Origin of the sequence: Parablautia muri (assembly GCF_009917485.1) — a bacterium.
Lineage (GTDB): Bacteria > Bacillota > Clostridia > Lachnospirales > Lachnospiraceae > Suilimivivens > Suilimivivens muri.
In genome coordinates, this window is the sequence record NZ_QZDT01000048.1 from 1 (window position 1) to 20,433 (window position 20,433).

Sequence of the window (20,433 nt, forward strand, 5' to 3'; positions counted from 1 at the left end):
TACAAAAAAAGAACAGGGTACATATTTCTACATACACTGTTCTTTGCATCGTCCTTATCTAAATGACATTGCAGTTGCAACTGCCGCATTTGAGATTATCTGGAAATCTTGAGAGATTTTTGAGATTTATACGATACACTCTCCTTAGATGGTATAGAGAACTGTGAAAAGTAAGCTACGGGAATACTTTATCAGGAAATTCGCTTAGTTTACATGTTCTGCACAAGGCTCTATTTCGATTATAGGGCCTTCCGGCAGCGGCAAAAGTACTTTGCTCCATTTATTGTCCGGGCTGGATGGACCAACTTCCGGGAGTGTATCTTATGACGGGAAGGATATTTATAGCTTATCCGACCGGGAATTATCAGCTTTCCGCCGCCGGAAAATGCTATGGAATTAGCGCTGCCGGAGGATGCACTTGCGTTTTTGTGGTTTCAGGGGAAGTAGGGGACAAGATTCAGATTTCTCTTTCTAAGGCCTTGCGTCATGGCGTGGTGGTGGATTCTTATGATTATGACGCAGAATTTACGTTGACGGGAATTATGGAGAGCAATTTTTTAGGCTATACCGGAGGTCATATTTTAGGGGGCAGGTCAAGGCAGTGGGGAAAGGCTCCTGCCTGCAGATTATCTTTATTACAATGTGGATATCCGTACGGAAGATAAGAAAAATTTTCAGGCGATAAATGGATGATTTATGCAGCAGGCTTAAAATGCGTGAGCTGGACACTTTATATAATATTCCTTTGCTGAATGCGCTTGGCATTGACTTTGATAGGGACAGTGCAGATTCAGATTTGGCTGTAGAGGATGCCGGCTTTTCCTGGATGATGGCAGTGGGAGTGCTGGTGGTACTGTTGCTTCTTTTGGCGGCAGGATTGGTGATCTATAATATTTTAAAGATTACAGTTACAAGACGCATCCGGCAGTATGGAACCCTCCGGGCGATTGGCGCAGGCAGAGGCCAGCTTTATAAGATAGTTGCTTATGAGGTTTTGCTTCTTTGCATGGCAGGGATTCCGGTTGACCTGCTGCTTGGTTTATGGTCGGCGCAAGGGATTTTGACGGCCGCTTTAAATCAATTGCCGCCTGAGATTTCCCTGGCAAAGGATAGAGAGCAGTTACAGATCCTGATTGCAGAAAATTGTGCAGGCAAGTGGGGGCATTTGTTGTTAAGCACAGGCATTACGCTTATGTTTTCCTTTTTGGCAGCAGCTCCGGCAGTTTTGTTCGCAGGCAGAGTTTCGCCTGTTACAGCCATGTCCGGTTTAAAGGGGAGGATAAAGCGCAGGAGGCGCAGCGTGAGAAAAATTCGTTATTTTGAGCGGTATTATGCAAAGCTCAACTTAAGAAGGAATCCGGGGCGGACGGCGGTTACAATTCTATCTCTGATAATGAGTATTACGGTTTTTATCACTTTGCAGGGCTTTTTATTTTTGCTGGGGGGGGAGCTGGCGGATTGTCAGAGCACTTAGGAGATTATGCAATTGTAAGTTCTTATACCGGTATTTCACCGGAGGATGTACAGACACTTAAATCAGATGGAAATGTGGAAGAAATAGCAGCGCAGTAGTTTACGCTTTATGAACTTGACGGGAATCATAAGCCTGTAGATGTGGAAACAGATCTTACCCTGGGCGTGGGTGAAACCTTTCAGATTTTTGGTCAAAATGACTTTTGGGTGGCGCATAAATTTGCCTCAAGACTTACAAAGGAACAGTTGGAAATGTTGCAGGCGTGAGAGGGCTGTGTGATTCGCAATCCCATTCCTTTGGAGATAGAAGGCGAGACTTTTTGCACTACTTATGTGGAAGAAGGAAGCACGATTACGGTGGCTGGGAAAAAGTTGAAAGTGCTGCTGTCCATGGGTGGTTATGATGACTATTTCAGCGTGGGAAACAGCGGATTTACCAATGGCGTTCAGGTCCTGGTCAGCGACAGGCTTTATCCAAAGCTTACAGGTACAGACGCCTATGTGGAGTTAAGGCTGGTTTTGCAAAATGACGGGGACAGGGAAGCTTTTGACCGGATATTAAAGGAATTTACCCAAAAACTACCTGGTGCCACGATGATTTCCTATGAACAAACGGACCGTCAGTTTGAAGAAAGTGAAGCCCAGATTAAGCTGCTGGCGTGGAGGCTGATTTTGTTTATCGGCTTGATTGGAATTTTGAATATTATCAATACGGTTTATACGAATATCTACACCAGACTAGCGGAAATCGGTACGCAGAGGGCGCTTGGCATGAGTATAGAGAGTTTGTATAAAATCTTTTTGTGGGAAGGGATTTACTATGGCATCATCGCGGCGGTCATTGGTGGTATAGCAGGCTATATCTCCACGGTTTTTCTGGAAGCGGCCACGACCAATGTTATTAGCCTGCCACCTTTTCCAATTGTCCCGGCAATATGCGCAACGGCTCTTTCGATAGGCGCCTGTATGCTGGCAACCTGTGTTCCTCTGGGAAAAATCAGTAGGATAAATATTGTGGATGCAATTGAAACAATAGAAGGAAGATGAGATGTTAAAAGTAGTTGGATTTATTCCCGCGGGCAAAGAGCCAAGTGGACGTGCTTACAGGGATGCGAAGCATCTCATAGATATTTGGCGACTGACGTGAGGGTCAATATCCCGTTGCTTGCAGCAGGGTTGATGACTGAAAATTAAGAACATTTTAGTATGCCTTATAGACATAGATAGTAATTCGACATAGGTATTGGATATTGAAATAAAATGGATCTACAATTATAGATGTTCCGGAAAATTAGTATCCATATTTCTAATGGGTCAGCTGGTTTGTAAAAAGTGACAGCGCTTGATAAGATGGAGGATCTATATGAAAAAAATATTTGTATGTATGGTTTTTGCAGTAATGCTGGCGGCTTTGTCTGCCTGTGGAAATGAAGTAAAAGCGGATAGAGAACAACCGGCCGGGACAGAGAATATTGCCGTGTCAGCGGATATGGAAACGGGTACTGGTCATGATGTGCAGGAACAGAGAAGCGACAGCAACGAGGCAGAATCTGAAGCAAATGCAGGGCAGATACTGGACGATACGGAGGCAGATTTAGAAAGTGAGGAAGAAGATGCAGTAGATACTGTAGCAGATTCCGATTCAGAAGATATCAATGAGGAGGCAGACCATATGGATAATACAATGAAGATTACAGCCGGAGATACTACATTTACAGCAACATTTGCAGATAATTCTTCTGCTGAAGCATTGAAGGAGCTTCTTGCCGGGGGACCGCTTACCATTCGCATGAGCGATTATGCAGACATGGAAAAAGTAGGACCGATTGGAACAAGCCTTCCGAAAAACGATGAGCAGATTACTACAGGAGCTGGAGATATCATTCTGTATCAGGGAAATTCCCTTGTTATTTATTATGATACAAACGCATGGAACTTTACCAGAATCGGTAAGATCAATGATGTGACACAGGCTGAGCTCTTAGAGGCGTTTGGTGACGGGGATGTAACAGTCACGTTTTCTTTGGGTTAGGTTTTGGCGGGGAGGAAAAGAGCGAGCCAGTTACTGTTGATATCGGGTATCCCAGAACCCTGAATGCGCTGAACTGCATTAACGAGGTCTGTAAGCCTTAATATACACTGAAAGAAAACTGCCTGACAGCCAATGCGTAATGTGATTGGATTTCAGGCAGTTTATACAGTTCATAAAAATAGAGGCATCAGGAAGCGTGAGTGCTATTGCTCCAGCACCTCCCGGCACATAAGCAGGAATTTGTGGGAAGCCTTTGTAAACACCTGATACTTTTTCCAGACAAGATTCATACTGGCTTCCGTCCGTGGCTCAAGGGGGCGGAAACAGAGGCTGCTCTCTCCGGAGACATTGATGATCTTATCAAGGCAGATGGCATATCCCATGCCTTCATCCACCATAAGGGATCCGTTGAAAAGAAGGTTATAGGTTGCGGCAATATTTAATTTATCTACACTGCAATGGAAAAGGGCGGTGAGATCAGAATCGTATATCATCTGTCTGGAGAGGATAAGCGGTTTGTCCAGCAGGTCTTCCGGCTTAATGATCTTTTTTCCGGCCAGAGGGGAATCCCGCCGCATTAAGACACCGAAGCTGTCTTTGTAAGGAATTCTCATATATTCATATTTAGAAACATCAATTTCCCCAAATAAAAGGCCGAAATCAATCAGTCCTTTATCCATGTCCTCTGCAACAGTGACCCTGTCTCCGCTTACGATATGGAAGTGAACCTGCGGGTATTGACACTGTACTTTTCGGGCCACTTTTGCCAGCAGCCGGATACCGTCTGTTTCCCCGGATAAACAGCTGCTTGCCCAATTCATCTTCCATTTCCTTAAGCTGTCTGGAAAGGGTAGGCTGCGAAAGGTATAAAGATTCGGCAGCCCCTGAAATGCTCTGTTCTCTCGTGACAGCAAGAAAATATTGTAAAACTCTAAGTTCCATAACAATCCCATGCCTTTCCTTTTGGATTTGATGTATACAGCGTACTACGATTAAATATAGCTGTCAAGCATAGTTAAGTACTGGATATAATAGTTAGCTATTATATGAACCGTCTTGCTATAATGAAAGGCAGATATCTGTCTTTTGGTAACCGTTCAGCCGAAGGCTGAACGGTTATATTATGATACGTCAAATCCCTGAAATTTGTTGCAAAATCCTGCTTTTTATGTTATATATAATAACGACTAAAGCTTTAATGAAATAAAAGAAATTAAAAGCAGCATTCAGACATAGGGAAGCCAGAATATATGCCGGCGGTCTTTTCCAGCCGGTACATTTTTTTGGGCTTGTCAAATATATTTTTAGAGGGGGCAAAGCAATGGGATTAGATGAAACACAAAAGAAAAAACGTTCGGAGTATCTTGAAGGCAATCTGACCATAACAGAATGCTCACAAAAAAAGCCGTATGTTTTTATCAGTTACGCAAGCGATAACTGGGAGATGGTATTTAAACAGGCAGTGGTGCCGCTTCAAAAACAGTATGGCCTGCGTGTTTACGCAGATAAGGCCTTCGACAAGTTAAACGACAAGTGGATTGTGCCTATGCTGAGGAATGTCCGCGGGTCAGATTTGATGATTGCCTTTGTAAGCCAGAAATACATTGAAAGCTACGCTTGTTTTTTGGAGCTTTTGACAGCAGTCAATAACAAAAAGCAAATTGTTTTCGTGGCGCTAGAGCAGGAGCTTCACTTAGGCGATACTACAGACCAGCCCAACATTGAGCGTGGCGTAAAGAATGAAATACTCAATCAGGGCGCTAATATTGCTACTAATACCAATAATAGCTCGAACGATTTGATGAGGGCAATGAAGTCGGCTTTTACCAGTATTTCTACTCTTTTGGAGCAGGATGCACTTTCGAAATATGATATTTCCGATGCGTTTATCAATTTTTTCCGCGATGCGTCAATCAACAGGAAAACCATAAACGACCTTGGAGCGCTAATGGGGACGATTAAATCTGTCAGCAGCAATGTATTTGATAAAATATCGCCGCGCAATACCCCAAAGCAGGTTCCGCATACTCCTGCAGAGGTACAGACTTCACAGAGTGGGCAGAGTGAAGTACAGGCTGCAGCACAGATGACGCAGAGTGGGCAGAGCGAAGCTGAGGCCGCCGTGCAGACACCGCAGAAGGAAGCATCCGAAGAACAGGCTGTGGTGCAGACATCTCAGAAGGCACAGGAGGCCGTACAGACCACTGCTGATTACCGTTTTGATGAACCCGCACAGAAGGCTCCCGGGAAATTTAAATTTGATTTACACAACAAGAAATCTGTTACAATGCTGATTGGTGCGGCCGTGGGGCTCGTGGCAGTTATCATTGCCGTTGTGCTCATTACTTCCGGAAGCAAACATGTGGAAGCTATGGCGTATGAATACAGCATACATAATGGGAGCAAAGCACAGGTGTATACAGGTGTGTATACCGGCGAATGGAAGAAGAATATGCCTTATAAGCAGGGTACTTTTGTATATGAGGATGAAGATAACAGTGAGAATGGCTTTGTTTATGAAGGAGAATGGGAAAACGGCACGGCAAATGGACAAGGCATCTGTATCTATAACAGCGGTGCTTCTTACGAAGGCGAATTTGTAGACGGCATGAGAAGCGGCCAGGGTACGGCTACTTATGCCGAAGACGATGAATATGGCCGCCGTGATTATGTAGGCCAGTGGGAAAATGGCAGTAGAAACGGACAGGGAACCCTGACATGGAAAAACGGTGCCAGCTACGAGGGTGAATGGAAAGATGGCAGCCGCAGCGGAGAAGGAACTTATATCTACGAAGAAGGAAACGAATACAATATTCGTGATTATGTAGGCCAGTGGGAAAATGATAAGAGAAACGGACAGGGAACCATGACATGGAATGATGGTATCAGCTACGAGGGTGAGTGGAAAGATGGCCAGTATAATGGTCAGGGAACCATGACGTACGCCGAAGACGATGAGTATCGCCGCCGTGATTATGTGGGTCAATGGGAAAATGGAAGTAGAAACGGACAGGGAACTATGACATGGAATGATGGTACCAGCTACGAGGGTGAGTGGAAAGATAACTTAAGAAGCGGTCAGGGAACGTATACGTATGCCGAAGACGATGAGAATGGCCGCCGTGATTATGTAGGCCAGTGGGAAAATGACAAGGCAAACGGACAGGGAACCCTGACATGGAAAAACGGTGCCAGCTACGAGGGTGAGTGGAAAGATAACTTAAAAAGCGGTCAGGGAACCATGAGATGGAATGATGGCGCCATCTACCAGGGTGAGTGGAAGGATGACAAATGTAACGGCCAGGGGAAATATACATCTGCCAGCGGAGCCGTTCAAGAAGGCATATGGAAAGACAATAAACTTGTTGAATAAGTGAATGATTAAAATAGCAAAGGCGTTTATCGGCTGGTACCGATAGACGCCTTTTGGCTATATGTCAGAAGGATGCCTTGACGGTCATTCTTCACACAATGTTTGTGCCGCTGGCATAGCCTGTGATATGCAGGGGATGTAAATGGGGATTGACAAAGATATGATTCAAGCGCGTAAACCTGACAGTGCCGATCTCTGAGGGATAGATGATTTTATATGCTTTTTAGCTATATATAAGTATATGACATAAGTATTTGCTATGCACTAAAAAATGCATTACAATAAAATAACAAGGTTTGAAAGGACTGAAAATTTGTTTTTACCTTTGCGCTGGCCGGATGCGGACAGTCATACCGTAATGTAAGCGGGAACAGTGATACTAAAATTAAGAAAAGGGATGGGACGATGGGAACTGAAAATCATGATGAGGCTATTATCCGGAATTTAGTGGATGCGGGCTGCGATGGGGACACCATTGCAGCATTTGTAGAGGGTATTCATGAAGAAAAGATAACAGAGGGGCTGAGACTGCTGGCAGCACACAGGCGGTCCCTGCTGGATGACCTGCATAAAGAGCAGAAACGGATAGACTGTCTCGATTATCTGGTCTATAAAATAGAAAAATCGCAAAAAGCATAATAGGAATGGAGGAGTTTATTTGATGAAAACGATTGAAAACAAAACATTTGACATGGAACGGTCTTTATATGGAAGCAGGGGGATTTCGCTGGCAGGGTGTACCTTTGACGGACCGGCGGACGGTGAAAGCGCATTGAAGGAAAGTGAGGATATTCGGGTTTTGGATTGCTTTTTTAATCTTAGATATCCGTTCTGGCATGACAGAGGGCTTACCATTGCGGATTCGGAAATGACAGAGCTTTGCCGCGCGGCGCTGTGGTATTCCACAGGCATTGAAATCACAGATAGCAAACTTCACGGGATCAAGGCGCTGCGGGAATGCAGCAGGGTGAAAATGCAGGGATGTGACGTTATTTCGCCGGAATTCGGATGGTCGGTGCAGGATATCAGGATGGAGAAGTGCAGGGTACAGAGTGAATATTTCATGATGCGCTCCGAGCGCCTGGATTTTAGGAACGTGGAATTGAAAGGGAAATATTCGTTCCAGTACATTCAGGATTCTGTATTTGAGGATTGTAATTTCGATACGAAGGATGCCTTCTGGCATGCAAAGAATGTGACAGTCCGAAACAGTGTTGTCAAAGGGGAATACCTGGCGTGGTACTGTGAAAATGTCACCTTTGAGAACTGCAGGATCATAGGGACACAGCCTTTGTGCTACTGCAAAAGTTTAAGGCTCATAAACTGTGAAATGGTCGATACGGACCTGAGCTTTGAAAAATCCGATGTAGAAGCAAAGATCACCACACCGGTAGTGAGCATCAAAAACCCTCTGTCAGGACATATCTATGTACCTTGCGTGGAGGAAATTATTCTCGATGATACCATCTGTGATGGTAAGAATTCCAAGGCTGAAATCGTGGTAGGGAAACAGTGCTGCTGTGCATGATGAAAGGAACGCTGGCAGCGACTGTAAGTAGTATAAAAAAGAAAACAAATTTTTGTAATCTGCCGTATATGAACAGGATATTTGGAGCAATTGATTTACATACCCGACAGTGAATGGTTTCTAAACAAAAATGTTAATCGCCTTCCGCCATACGGTATCCAATGCCAATCTCCGTGAAAATATATTCCGGCGCTGCAGGGTTCTTTTCTATCTTGCGCCGGATATTGGCCATATTAACCCGCAGAATCTGATTGTTATTGTCGGTATAAGGCCCCCATATTTTTTCCATGATGAAGGTATAGGTAAGTACCTTGCCTGAATTCTTTGCAAGAAGGGTAAGGAGCTTATATTCGATTTGCGTCAGGTGAATGATTTTTCCCGCAAGGGTAATCACATGGTCTTCAAAGTTGACAGTTAAATCTTTATATTGGTAAGGCTTTTGGTGGATGGAGGATAAATCCTGCATCTGGCTGCTGTGGCGTAAGGAGGTGCGGATTCTGGCAAGGAGTTCAACAGTGCCAAAAGGCTTCGTGATGTAGTCGTCTGCACCGCAGTCTAATGCCCGTGCTTTTTCGTGCTCATTGCTGCGGGCGGAAATGACGATAATTGGGATGGCAGTCCATTGACGCAGTTCTTTAATCACATCCATGCCCTCCATATCAGGAAGCCCCAAATCTAAAAGAATCACATCGGGGCAAAGGGAGGCGGCCAAGTGCATTCCCTCCTGTCCATCTGATGCGGTGGTGATTTTATAACCCTGGTTTTTTAAAGTGGTAGCCATAAAGGAGCGAATGTGCTCCTCGTCCTCTATTAACAGAATGCTGTTTTTCACTGCCGGTTGATTCATATTTTCTCCATTTCCGCGCGGCATTTTGGCACATCAAGTTTGTGGATACCGCGCAGACACAAACTTTGTTGTCAGACTCTAAACTTTATCCGGCTGCTCCCATCTTGGAAGTGAAAAGGTAAATTGGCAGCCTTTTTCATGATTGGCGGCAGTTATGGTGCCGTTATGGGCAGTGATAATGGTTTTACAGATGGAAAGCCCTATGCCCATACCTTTATGTCCGTCAAAGCTGATCTCCGGCTCAGAGTAAGAGCCGTCAAATAAGGTCTCCAGCTTCTTGGGGGAAATTCCCCTGCCGTAATCTCGAACACAAAAATTCACCTGTTTATCAGTACTGGTAACAGTCAGCTCTACAGGAAGACTGCTGCCGGAGTGGATGGCTGCATTTTCCACTAAATTGATGATAACCTGTTCAATCAGCATGGCATCCATTGGAAGCATCAAAAAATCATCGGGAACCCGGACTTGTACCTGGACATCAGGATAACGTTTATGGAAACGCAGGACGGCTTCTGATATCACTTCTTCTACTGGTTCCATGGAGGTAGCAATTTTCATGGAATGCTGGTCGATTCTGGTGACAGATAAAAGATTTTCCACCATATTAAGAAGCCAGTTGGAATCCTCCCGGATATGGCTGACCAGATTCAATTTTTCCTTTTCATTCAGGGAAGCGAAATTATCTATATAGGTGGAGCTGTTGCCAATGATGCCGGTAAGGGGCGTGCGCAGGTCATGTGAGATAGAGCGTAAAAGATTTGCCCGCATTTTTTCCTTTTCTGCGTCCATCAAGAGCTTTTCACGTTCTATTAAGGCATCCGCCTGTTCCTTAATACGGGTGGTCATGGTACTGACGACAAGGGAGATGATCAGGGTAAACACAAAGGTTACGGGATAGCCTGTAAGGGTAAAATTTACTTGAAAGTAGGGGTAGGTGAAAAGATAATTGATTCCTGTCACGCTGACTAAGGAGGCGGCTATACCATAAATATAGCCATTGGTAAAGCGGGCGGTGAGCACTAGCGCAGTGATGTATACCAGAGCAATGTTGGCAGAATTTTCAGGAACCGTATGGAAAAACCAAAATGAAATGGCAGTGGCAATCATCAGAATTAGGGCGGTAAGCAGGGTGTCTTTTAATATATTTGTAGATATCTGTTTTGGAGTTTGAATGGATAACGTAAAAAGCATGGCGGCTTTCCTCCATCTGTTAGCTTGATGCCCCGCCTTCCTCAGCGGGGGTGACTGCAAGGATTCGGCCTGGGACTTTGCCTTTTCAATGGCCGAACCTTTCCGTTTTGTTTATTATACATTTTTGGGAGGATGGGGGCAATTCATTCCAGGGGAGAAAACGTTAAAATGGTGTTAAGATTTTAGCTATAGTAATTGTTTCTTTTTTCGTTTATAATATAAGAAATTGCCGGGGGATAAGTGTGAAAAGAAAATCAAAAATGACCAAGAACGCCATTTGGGTTTTTCTAAGTTTCACACGCAGAGAATGTCCTGACGGTCATTCTTCACACAATGATTGTGCCGCAAGGCGGCATGCTGGAAAGTATGGGCGTAAACTTCCAAACGATGGATGGGTGAAGTACGCAGGCCAAGCTTGCGATATGCAGGAGGTATTATGATGAAAAAAAGCAAGAAAAGTAAATCCTTTAACGCAGAGTCCTTTTTTGAGGACGATTGGGAGGAAGAAGTTTTTGAAGAGGATGATTGGAACATAGATTGGAAGGAAGAAGCAGATAAGGGGAAAGGTGCAGATAAAAAGCTTGTGGCTGCTATGTGTATGATAGGGGCATGTATTGTTGTGGTGCTGGGAGTTGTGTTTGCTGTTTTTCTAAGGGGCAGCAGGAAGGAACGGGAGGTTCTGGAAGCACAGATGGATTTGACACAGAATCAGCTTGCACAGGGAGAACCTGTGCAAGACGAATTTCCCAGGGAAGCAGGCGGTAAAGAAGAAGATAGCTCAGGAAAAGAACAGGATGCCGGATTGGGGGAGGAATCGAAAGAGCCAAAGGAGGATGGAGAAGCAGAGTCTTTACCGTCTCCTGTAAAAAAGGCAGAGCCTTCCGTTGGCGCGCTGGACGATGCCCAGGATCCCCAGACCTTTGGAGGGGCACCTAATGAGGGAAGCGGCGCGGAGGTGACGGTATCAGATATCGATCGGAATGAAGCAGTCGGCCTTACCGGCAATCTTACGGTGGGAATAGATGTATCAAAATATCAGGGAACCATTGACTGGCAGAAGGTGAAGGAGTCCGGCGTAGAGTTTGCTATGGTCCGTGTGGGCTACAGAGCAAAATCTACGGGAGAGATTTTTGAAGATCCTACAGCCCGCTACAATATGCAGGAGGCCCAGGCGGCAGGGATTAAACTGGGGGCATATTTCTTTTCAAGCGCCATCACAGATAAGGAGGCCAGGGAGGAAGCGGCTTTTACCCGGGATATGATTGCCAAATATAAAATTACTTATCCGGTGGCCTTTAACTGTGAAGACTTTCAGTCTCCGGACAGCAGGCAGCATGGCCTTGATATTGCCACGAGAACCGGTCTGGCCTGCGCTTTTCTGGATGAAATTTCGGCGGCAGGCTATACGCCTATGTTCTATGCCTCAAAGGGTGAGCTGGAGGGCAGCGCTTACTGGGACACACAGACACTTGCTGGGAAGTATAAAATATGGGTGGCCCAATACCCTAGCCTGCCTTATCCTCAGACCGGCGCGTCAAGCTATACAGGTACCCATGATATGTGGCAGTACACCAGTCAGGGGACAGTGGCGGGAATTTCTAAAAAGACGGATGTAAACATTGCTTATTTTGGCTATACAAAGGAAGCGGAGGCAAAGGATGATACACCTGCGGAGATTGTAAAAGCCAATCCAGAAGTAGGAATCATTTTTACGGAAGTAAACGAGACGGTGACAGCAAAGCAGGAGACAAACCTTCGCTCAGAGCCAAGCACTTTAAGTGATGAGACGATTGTGGGCAAGCTGGTTCATGGAGATACGGCTGTAAGAACAGGAATTGGCCATAATGGCTGGTCAAGATTAACCTATAATGGACAGACTTTATATGCAGTTACCAGCTATCTTACCACAAACATGGAGGATACTGGCCAACAGGCGCCACCCCAGGGGCCGGTTTATACGCCGGTGAATGAGCAGGTTACAGCGAAAATGGAGACAAATTTAAGATCAGAGCCAGGCACGGGCAGGGAAGATACGATAGTAGGGCTTCTTCATAACGGAGAGGTGCTCACCAGAGTTGGAGTTGGAGATAACGGATGGTCTCAGTTAGAGTTTAATGGACAGATTGTGTATGCGGTCAGCAGCTATTTAACGGCAGCGCAATGAGAAAATGCTGCAAAATAACCTACAGTTATATTACACACGCGTGTGCCGTATCTTCAAAGGAAAGGATTTTTCGGACACGTGCTGAGGAAGGAGGTTTCCATGGAAATACAAAATAACTATAATGCTTTTTCTGACAGAAGATATCAGGAATCTCATACGCACCATATTACAAAGTGTTTACATGAGGAGGAGAGTGCTAAGAGTAAGTCTATGGCAGCAGGTATGAAGCAGGATGCCGTATCGTTAGGCGAAGATGGAAAGACGGAGCCAGATAGCCTTTTTACATATGGAGCTGTGGGCGGAAGGGAGAAAAAGACCGGCGGACTTGGACTAAAAAAGGGATTGGATATCATAAAGGGCATTTGGGATTCCATGGGAGATGAAGAAAAGACGAAAGCCGCATCGGAAAAAGGCCTTATTGCAGGCAGTGAAACCGTGGAGGAGGCAGGAATTGACGCTGCATCATCTGCAATTAAACAGGGGCTTCCCTACCGGATTGTAAAGAAATGGGAGAGCGTCAGGGAAAGACTGAAAGCAGGCTTAAGCACAGCCCTTAAGCGGTTTAATAAGGGAGATGCTTTTGGCGCGCTGACTGACCCAAAGGGGAACTTTGGAGGGAAAAAGGGTTCCGGGCGGCAAGGATTAGAAAAAGCAGGCAGGGGAACAAGGCAAAGAAGGCCGGACATCCTTACGGCTTCTCTTTCAGAAAGCCATTTGATGGATTCTTATAGTAAGAGCGGGGAATACTGTCAGATTAATGAGAACTTGACCTATCACAGAAGTAAGGCGGCGGAAAAATAATGCCCTTTTTAAAAGAGAATAAATGCTTGATAAAGCGGTAAGGAAAAGGTATACTGATATCAGAAAGCAGGAGCGGGGGCTGGTGTGAAGAAATTTTCTAAGGCAGCTAAAAAGGTTGCCTAAGAAAATTTAAGGTTTGTAAGAAAACCTTTTCACACTTAGAAAAATGCCTAAAATACACCTTAATCAGGTGGGCATTTTTCATTCTGCAAATTTGTGCTTGTGCCCAAATTTGTGGGTTGAGAAAGGAGCATGGTTATTAAGATGGGTTACGATTCAATACCTTATGAAAAGAGAATCAAAGAAAATATCAGGAATTATTCTTTGTCCAATCTTTATAGTATGGAGATTGTCAAAAAGTACTTTTACAATCTTTCCAAAGTGCTTGAAATTAATATTCTTTTGACGGACAGGCATGGGGAGAAGGAGATGTCGATTGGGGACAGTTTTCTGGGGTATCACCCTGATGTAGTGGCGCAGCCGGGCAGAAAGCTGAGAATCAGAAATCACACCATTGGCCATCTTTACATAAAAGAGCTGGGAGCGGATAAGGATAAGCAATTAATCGATGAGATGGTGGATAGCACTATGGCATTGCTGGAGAAGCTGGGTGAGGAAGTGTATCTGCGCCGGGAGGATAGCATTTATCTGGAAGAATTGGAAAAGGAGCTTGAGGATAAGAGGCACAAAATTTCCCAAAATGAAAAAGAGGATGTTCTGACCGGTGTTTATAACAAAATCTATTTCGAAGAAAAGATGAAATTGATTGACAGGTCGGAAGTGATACCTGTGGGAGTGGTGGATGTGAACATCAATGATTGGAAGTATGCAAACGACCACTTTGGAGATGATGGAAGCGATCGGCTGATTAGAATTGTGGCGGATATCTTAAAAGAAATGGCGCAGCCTGATTATGTGATTGGCAGAACAGACGGCGATGTGTTTGGGGTATTAATTCCCATCGCAAAAGATGGGGAGGCGGAGGAATTTGCCGCTAAAGTGCAGGAAAGATGTAATACATATGAAGATGCGGAGCTGGCGCCTTCTGTGGCGGTGGGCGTTGTGTACAAAACCAACATAGAAGAAACTTTAGAGGAACGTCTTTCTGATGCGGAGTACGAGATGTTTAACAATAAGTTTGAGGTGAAAAATGCGCCCGGATACAGAGAGCGCCTTGAGAAAGCCCTAAAGGGCGAGCGATCTTCGTCCAGATAAAAGATGGTCCGGATTAGAGGCTGTTTTACCCAAGGAAGGTAAGACAGCCTTTTTTGAGCAACAAACGCTGCCGCGCTTCGATCCCCGGCTTACTGTAATAAAATAAGTATAAAAAGTTTCCGCTAAAAATAAACTATTTATTAAATCAGCCAATCTGCATGAAATTGAGATAAAGAGAGAATAATAAAGAAATTAAGAGAAAATGAGAGAAATATACCAATATTTACCCATAAAACTGGTTGCAAAGGAAAGAAGATGAAATTAATATAAGTTCTAGCAATTAGCACTCGAGATAAATGAGTGCTAACAAAAGTAAAGCAAAAGTGACCGGCACTTCATTTCAGTATGTATAATAAGGTTATGTAATGGGTACCGGTAAAATAGCAACAGTTAACAAAATAAAGGAGGCAGTTAAAATGAAGTTAGTACCATTGGCAGACAGAGTTGTTTTAAAACAGTTGGTAGCGGAAGAAACTACTAAGTCAGGTATTGTTTTACCTGGGCAGAACAAAGAAAAGCCCCAGCAGGCAGAGGTTGTTGCAGTAGGCCCCGGCGGAGTGGTAGATGGTAAGGAAGTCAAGATGGAAGTTAAGGTTGGCGACCAGGTAATCTATTCCAAATATGCCGGCACAGATGTTAAGATTGAGGAAGAAGAATATATTATTGTAAAGCAGAGTGATATTTTGGCGGTGATTCAATAATGGTTCACCGGGATTTAGGTGGAACAAAGATTAGATAAATTATATTTTATATTTAGGAGGCAGAAAAGATTATGGCAAAGGAAATTAAATACGGGGAAGAAGCCCGTGCAGCGCTTGAATCAGGTGTAAATCAGTTGGCGGATACCGTAAGGGTAACCTTAGGACCTAAAGGAAGAAACGTAGTGCTTGACAAGTCCTACGGCGCGCCCCTTATCACCAATGACGGTGTTACAATTGCAAAGGAAATTGAGTTAGAGGACGCTTTTGAAAATATGGGCGCTCAGCTGGTTAAGGAAGTTGCAACCAAGACCAATGACGTGGCAGGTGATGGTACCACAACAGCAACCGTACTTGCCCAGGCAATGGTAAACGGTGGTATGAAGAACTTAGCAGCAGGCGCTAATCCGATTATTTTAAGAAAAGGTATGAAGAAAGCTACCGATTGTGCAGTAGATGCAATCGCAAAGATGAGCTCTAAAGTAAACGGAAAAGAACACATTGCAAGAGTTGCAGCTATCTCCGCAGGAGATGACGAAGTAGGACAGTTGGTTGCGGACGCTATGGAAAAGGTATCCGGCGATGGCGTTATCACGATTGAAGAAAGCAAGACCATGCTCACAGAGCTTGATTTGGTAGAAGGTATGCAGTTTGACAGAGGATACATTTCCGCATACATGGCTACGGATATGGATAAGATGGAGGCAGTTTTAGAGAATCCTTATATCCTGATTACAGATAAGAAGATTTCCAATATCCAGGAGATTCTTCCTTTGCTTGAGCAGGTGGTTCAATCAGGCGCAAAGCTGCTTATCATTGCCGAGGACGTTGAGGGCGAGGCTCTTACTACTCTGATTGTAAATAAACTGCGTGGAACTTTCAATGTAGTAGCTGTTAAGGCTCCCGGCTATGGTGATAGAAGAAAAGCTATGCTGGAAGACATTGCAATCCTCACAGGCGGCCAGGTAATCAGCGAAGAACTTGGTCTTGACCTTAAGGAAGTTACAATGGAACAGCTTGGACGCGCTAAATCCGTTAAGGTTCAGAAGGAAAATACGGTTATCGTTGACGGTGAAGGCGATAAGGCTGCTATTTCTGCAAGAATCAACCAGATTAAAGGACAGATTGAAGAAACAACATCTGATTTTGATAGAGAAAAACTTCAGGAAAGACTTGCTAAGCTGGCAGGCGGTGTGGCAGTTATCCGTGTAGGCGCTGCTACTGAGACAGAAATGAAAGAAGCGAAGCTTCGTCTTGAGGATGCGCTTGCAGCAACAAGAGCAGCCGTGGAAGAAGGCATCATCTGTGGCGGTGGTTCCGCTTATATCCATGCATCTAAGGAAGTAAGCAAACTGGCTGATACAATGGAAGGGGATGAGAAGACAGGCGCACAGCTTGTTCTGAAAGCATTGGAAGCTCCTTTGTTCCACATTGCAGCAAACGCAGGCTTAGAGGGCAGCGTTATCGTCAGCAAAGTTCAGGAAGCTGCTGCCGGCGTAGGATTTGATGTTCTTAAGGAAGAATATGTGGATATGATTTCTGCTGGTATTCTTGACCCTGCAAAGGTTACAAGAAGCGCTCTGCAGAACGCAACAAGCGTTGCATCTTCTCTGCTTACAACAGAGTCCGTTGTTGCAAACATCAAAGAAGATGCTCCTGCAATGCCTGCAGGTGCCGGCGGAATGGGCGGTATGATGTAAAAAGCCCGGTCTTTTCCGAATCAGATAAAAGAAGAAATAGAATGACAGACAGGTATGCTGTGAATTTTGCGGCATACCTGTTTTGTGTCAGAAAAACTTCGGACAAAATCCAGGACTTTGCGGGCTTGACAGTTTATGCTGATACCAGATCCGTGAAAAATAACAGGATTACAAACTTTATAAAACATAATTACAGCTGCGTTGACGAATTTAACAAAAAAATATATAATATCATAATATATGAAAAAGGCGTATCTGGAATGCATCAATAAATTTGTGCCAACGTTCGGTTCCGTAACAGTTCAGATTGGCTGAACTATTACCCGGTTCTGTGGGCTGATGGCAGGGTAGGGATTATTATGACGGAAGAAAAAGATGTTGAATTGATGAAAAGTGAAATCGTGTTTGATGACGGAAGAATCGAAGCCATTCAGGAATTTCAAAGTCCCCAGCAGTTATACAGGGACTTGGTTTTGCGTGTTCAAAAATATCATCCATCGGATGATATTTCCTTAATAGAAAAAGCATACCTTCTGGCGGCAAAAGCCCATGAGAATCAGGTGCGCAAGTCAGGAGAGCCTTATATCATTCATCCTTTGTATGTGGCAATCATACTTGCCGACCTTGAGATGGATAAAGAAACCATTGCGGCGGGACTTTTGCATGATGTGATAGAAGACACTGTCATGACAGAGGATGAGATCAAGGAGCGCTTTGGGGAGGATGTTGCCCTTTTAGTGGATGGGGTAACGAAGTTAGAGCAGTTAAACTTAACAAGTGAAAGCGGCGATAAGGCGGCGGATAGATTGGAAATGCAGGCCGAGAATCTCCGCAAGATGTTTCTGGCTATGGCAAAGGATATCCGGGTTATTTTGATTAAGCTGGCCGACAGGCTTCACAATATGCGCACTTTAAAGTACAAGAGCCCGGAGAGCCAGCAGAGGATTGCCAGAGAAACAATGGAAATTTATGCGCCCATTGCCCAGCGTCTTGGTATTTCCAAAATCAAGGTGGAATTGGATGATTTGTCTTTAAAATATTTGGAGCCAGATGCCTATTATGCCCTGGTGGATAAAATTGCAGTCCGTAAAAGTGTCCGCGAAAAGTATATCCAGACCATTGTGGACGAGGTCAGCGAGCATATCAGCACGGCCGGAATCAAGGCGCAGATAGACGGTCGGGTAAAACACTTTTTCAGTATCTATAAAAAGATGAAAAACCAAAGTAAGACCATTGATCAGATTTATGATTTGTTTGCAGTCCGCATTATTGTAGATACGGTAAAGGATTGCTATGCGGCGCTGGGAGTTATTCACGAAATGTATAAACCCATCCCCGGACGCTTTAAGGATTATATCGCCATGCCGAAGGCAAATATGTATCAGTCCCTGCATACTACGCTGATTGGTAACAGCGGACAGCCCTTTGAGATACAGATTCGTACTTATGAAATGCATAAGGCGGCAGAGTACGGCATCGCAGCCCACTGGAAATATAAGGTGGCATCGGACGGCAAAAAAATAGAAGACTCGGAGGAAGAAAAATTAGTTTGGTTAAGGCAGATTCTGGAATGGCAGCGAGACATGTCCGACAACAAAGAGTTTATGAATCTGTTGAAAAGTGATTTGGATTTATTCTCTGACAGTGTTTACTGCTTTACGCCAACAGGGGAAGTAAAAAATCTTCCGGCCGGCTCCACACCTGTGGATTTTGCTTACAGCATTCACAGTGCGGTGGGGAATAAGATGATTGGCGCCAGAGTAAATGATAAGCTGGTGACCATTGATTATGAAATTAAAAATGGTGACCGAATTGAAATTTTAACCTCACAAAATTCAAAAGGACCCAGCCGCGACTGGCTGAATCTGGTAAAGAGCACCCAGGCGAAAAACAAAATCAACCAGTGGTTTAAAAATGAATTTAAAGAAGAAAATATCATTAAAGGCAAAGAACTTTTAAACAACTATTGTAAGTCCCGCAGCGTCAATATCTCCGAGCTTATGAAGCCGGAATATATGGATGCTATCATGAACAAATACGGTTTCAGAGATTGGGATTCCGTGCTGGCAGCGGTGGGGCATGGGGGATTAAAGGAAGGTCAGATCATCAACAAGATGATGGAATTTTATGAAAAGAATCATAAAAAGGAACTGACCAATGAGGAGGTATTAGCCGCAGTTGCCGAAAATGATACGGCACGGAAGATGGAATGGAATAAATCCAGAAGCGGCATTATGGTAAAGGGCATCCATGATGTGGCCGTTAGATTTTCCAAATGCTGTTCGCCTGTACCGGGAGATGAAATTGTAGGGTTTGTGACCCGTGGCAGAGGGGTTTCCATTCACAGGACGGACTGCGTCAATATCATCAATCTTCCTGATTTAGAAAGAGAGAGACTGATTGATGCTGAGTGGGAGGCAGCTGCTGATGAAGTGACGGAAGGGAAATATTTGGCGGATATCAAGATTTTTGCCAATAACCGGAACGGACTTTTGGCGGATATATCCCGGACTTTATCAGAAAAAAATATTGATATTATTTCTATGAATACAAGGGTGAATAAGCAGGGGCTTGCCACCTTGTCAACCGCTTTTGAAATCAGCAGCAGAGAGGAGCTTATTCATATTATAGATAAAATAAGAGCCGTAGAAAGTGTCATAGATATTGAGAGAACTACAGGTTAAATGCAATAGTGCGGTGCTGGCGGATTGTTACCTGCCCAAATATGCATTTGGGTTAGATAGGAGTACAGTTGTGGAAGGAGAAAGAGAAGTGTCAAATCTAAAAATTGGAAGAATTGTGTTAGGTGTGTGCCAGACAAACTGCTATTTTGTGTACCAGGAGGGCAGCGGCAATGCGCTGGTTTTTGACCCAGCAGATAAGGGAGAGTATCTTTATAATGGTTTAAAGGATAAAGGCTTTACGATAGAAGCTATCCTGCTGACACATGGACACTTTGATCATATTTGGGGCGTGGAGGCGCTTAAGGAGCTTTCCGGCGCCAAGGTATATGCATATGAGGAGGAAAAGGAGGTCTGCGAGAACCCATCGGTAAATGTTTCCAAGAGAGTGGGCAGACCGTGCAGTGTGACAGCAGATATTTATTTAAAGGATGGGGAGGAAGTGACCATTGAAGGAATCAATTTTAAGCTTCTCGCCACACCTGGCCATACGAAAGGAAGCTGCTGCTATTATTTTGCAGATGATAAAATATTGATTAGTGGAGATACTTTATTTCAGGAATCGGTGGGCAGAACAGATTTGCCCACAGGCAGCATGAGTATGCTGGTGCGCTCCGTTAAAGAAAAATTGATGCCATTGCCGGAGGATGTTAAGGTTTATCCGGGACATGGCGAGGCAACTACCATTGGATATGAGAAACAGTATAATCCTTTTTTATAGAATTTTCAT

General features: G+C 44.3%; 17 protein-coding genes and 2 pseudogenes. 15 read left to right on the top strand and 4 right to left on the bottom strand.

Going from position 1 to position 20,433, the window contains the following annotated elements; all coding sequences use genetic code 11:
- Positions 1–232: 232 nt before the first annotated feature.
- From D5281_RS19400 to D5281_RS25965, 5 genes and pseudogenes are all read left to right on the top strand, one after another.
- Positions 233–388 (top strand): annotated as a pseudogene (locus D5281_RS19400) (ATP-binding cassette domain-containing protein); the annotation flags it as partial.
- Positions 324–665 carry a hypothetical protein gene (locus D5281_RS19405; protein ID WP_160561726.1) on the top strand — a complete coding sequence of 114 codons (342 nt, stop codon included), beginning with the start codon at positions 324–326 and terminating at the stop codon, positions 663–665. The pseudogene D5281_RS19400 and the gene D5281_RS19405, both read left to right, overlap by 65 nt.
- Positions 666–712: 47 nt before the next feature.
- Positions 713–1,474 (top strand): ABC transporter permease, encoded by a 762-nt coding sequence (locus tag D5281_RS19410; protein ID WP_160561727.1) that lies wholly within the window; start codon positions 713–715, stop codon positions 1,472–1,474.
- A gap of 275 nt (positions 1,475–1,749) precedes the next feature.
- Positions 1,750–2,520, top strand: a complete 771-nt coding sequence (locus D5281_RS26650; RefSeq protein ID WP_160561728.1) for an ABC transporter permease — start codon at positions 1,750–1,752, stop codon at positions 2,518–2,520.
- A gap of 316 nt (positions 2,521–2,836) precedes the next feature.
- Positions 2,837–3,505 (top strand): cyclophilin-like fold protein, encoded by a 669-nt coding sequence (locus D5281_RS25965; protein WP_277935469.1) that lies wholly within the window; start codon positions 2,837–2,839, stop codon positions 3,503–3,505.
- 203 nt (positions 3,506–3,708) lie between these two features.
- On the opposite strand, the gene D5281_RS19425 is transcribed toward D5281_RS25965, so the two are convergent.
- Both D5281_RS19425 and D5281_RS26655 read right to left on the bottom strand, forming a co-directional pair.
- Entirely contained in the window at positions 3,709–4,326 is a 618-nt protein-coding gene (locus tag D5281_RS19425; protein ID WP_330585166.1) for a LysR family transcriptional regulator substrate-binding protein, read from the bottom strand.
- Between the two features lie 19 nt (positions 4,327–4,345).
- Positions 4,346–4,447: pseudogene (locus tag D5281_RS26655) on the bottom strand (LysR family transcriptional regulator); the annotation flags it as partial.
- Positions 4,448–4,826: 379 nt separating this feature from the next.
- Here D5281_RS26655 and D5281_RS19430 point away from each other — a divergent pair.
- The 3 genes from D5281_RS19430 to D5281_RS19440 all read left to right on the top strand — a co-directional run bounded on the left by D5281_RS19430 (position 4,827) and on the right by D5281_RS19440 (position 8,406).
- Positions 4,827–6,878 (top strand): TIR domain-containing protein, encoded by a 2,052-nt coding sequence (locus D5281_RS19430; RefSeq protein ID WP_160561729.1) that lies wholly within the window; start codon positions 4,827–4,829, stop codon positions 6,876–6,878.
- 405 nt (positions 6,879–7,283) lie between these two features.
- Positions 7,284–7,517: a hypothetical protein gene (locus D5281_RS19435; RefSeq protein WP_160561730.1), complete on the top strand. Its 234-nt coding sequence runs from the start codon at positions 7,284–7,286 to the stop codon at positions 7,515–7,517.
- Positions 7,518–7,539: 22 nt separating this feature from the next.
- On the top strand, positions 7,540–8,406 hold the full coding sequence (locus D5281_RS19440) for a DUF3737 family protein (protein WP_160561731.1): 867 nt from the start codon (positions 7,540–7,542) through the stop codon (positions 8,404–8,406).
- Between the two features lie 133 nt (positions 8,407–8,539).
- Here D5281_RS19440 and D5281_RS19445 read toward each other — a convergent pair whose 3' ends face one another.
- On the bottom strand, positions 8,540–9,253 hold the full coding sequence (locus tag D5281_RS19445; RefSeq protein WP_160561732.1) for a response regulator: 714 nt from the start codon (positions 9,251–9,253) through the stop codon (positions 8,540–8,542).
- Between the two features lie 78 nt (positions 9,254–9,331).
- Positions 9,332–10,444: a sensor histidine kinase gene (locus D5281_RS19450; protein ID WP_160561733.1), complete on the bottom strand. Its 1,113-nt coding sequence runs from the start codon at positions 10,442–10,444 to the stop codon at positions 9,332–9,334.
- A gap of 436 nt (positions 10,445–10,880) precedes the next feature.
- Between D5281_RS19450 and D5281_RS19455 the strand changes: the two genes are divergently transcribed.
- The 7 genes from D5281_RS19455 to D5281_RS19485 all read left to right on the top strand — a co-directional run bounded on the left by D5281_RS19455 (position 10,881) and on the right by D5281_RS19485 (position 20,424).
- Complete coding sequence (locus D5281_RS19455; RefSeq protein ID WP_160561734.1) at positions 10,881–12,608, top strand: GH25 family lysozyme; 1,728 nt, start codon at positions 10,881–10,883, stop codon at positions 12,606–12,608.
- 99 nt (positions 12,609–12,707) lie between these two features.
- Positions 12,708–13,409 carry a hypothetical protein gene (locus D5281_RS19460; RefSeq protein WP_160561735.1) on the top strand — a complete coding sequence of 234 codons (702 nt, stop codon included), beginning with the start codon at positions 12,708–12,710 and terminating at the stop codon, positions 13,407–13,409.
- Between the two features lie 264 nt (positions 13,410–13,673).
- The gene (locus D5281_RS19465; RefSeq protein WP_160561736.1) at positions 13,674–14,624 is read left to right on the top strand and encodes a GGDEF domain-containing protein; all 951 of its coding nucleotides are present in this window, start codon (positions 13,674–13,676) and stop codon (positions 14,622–14,624) included.
- A 416-nt stretch (positions 14,625–15,040) separates the two neighbouring features.
- On the top strand, positions 15,041–15,325 hold the full coding sequence (locus D5281_RS19470) for a co-chaperone GroES (protein ID WP_160561737.1): 285 nt from the start codon (positions 15,041–15,043) through the stop codon (positions 15,323–15,325).
- 71 nt (positions 15,326–15,396) lie between these two features.
- Positions 15,397–17,022: a chaperonin GroEL gene (groL, locus tag D5281_RS19475; RefSeq protein WP_160561738.1), complete on the top strand. Its 1,626-nt coding sequence runs from the start codon at positions 15,397–15,399 to the stop codon at positions 17,020–17,022.
- A 359-nt stretch (positions 17,023–17,381) separates the two neighbouring features.
- Complete coding sequence (locus D5281_RS19480; protein WP_160561739.1) at positions 17,382–19,706, top strand: RelA/SpoT family protein; 2,325 nt, start codon at positions 17,382–17,384, stop codon at positions 19,704–19,706.
- A 70-nt stretch (positions 19,707–19,776) separates the two neighbouring features.
- Positions 19,777–20,424, top strand: a complete 648-nt coding sequence (locus D5281_RS19485) for an MBL fold metallo-hydrolase (protein WP_330585168.1) — start codon at positions 19,777–19,779, stop codon at positions 20,422–20,424.
- The last annotated feature ends 9 nt before the right edge of the window (positions 20,425–20,433 follow it).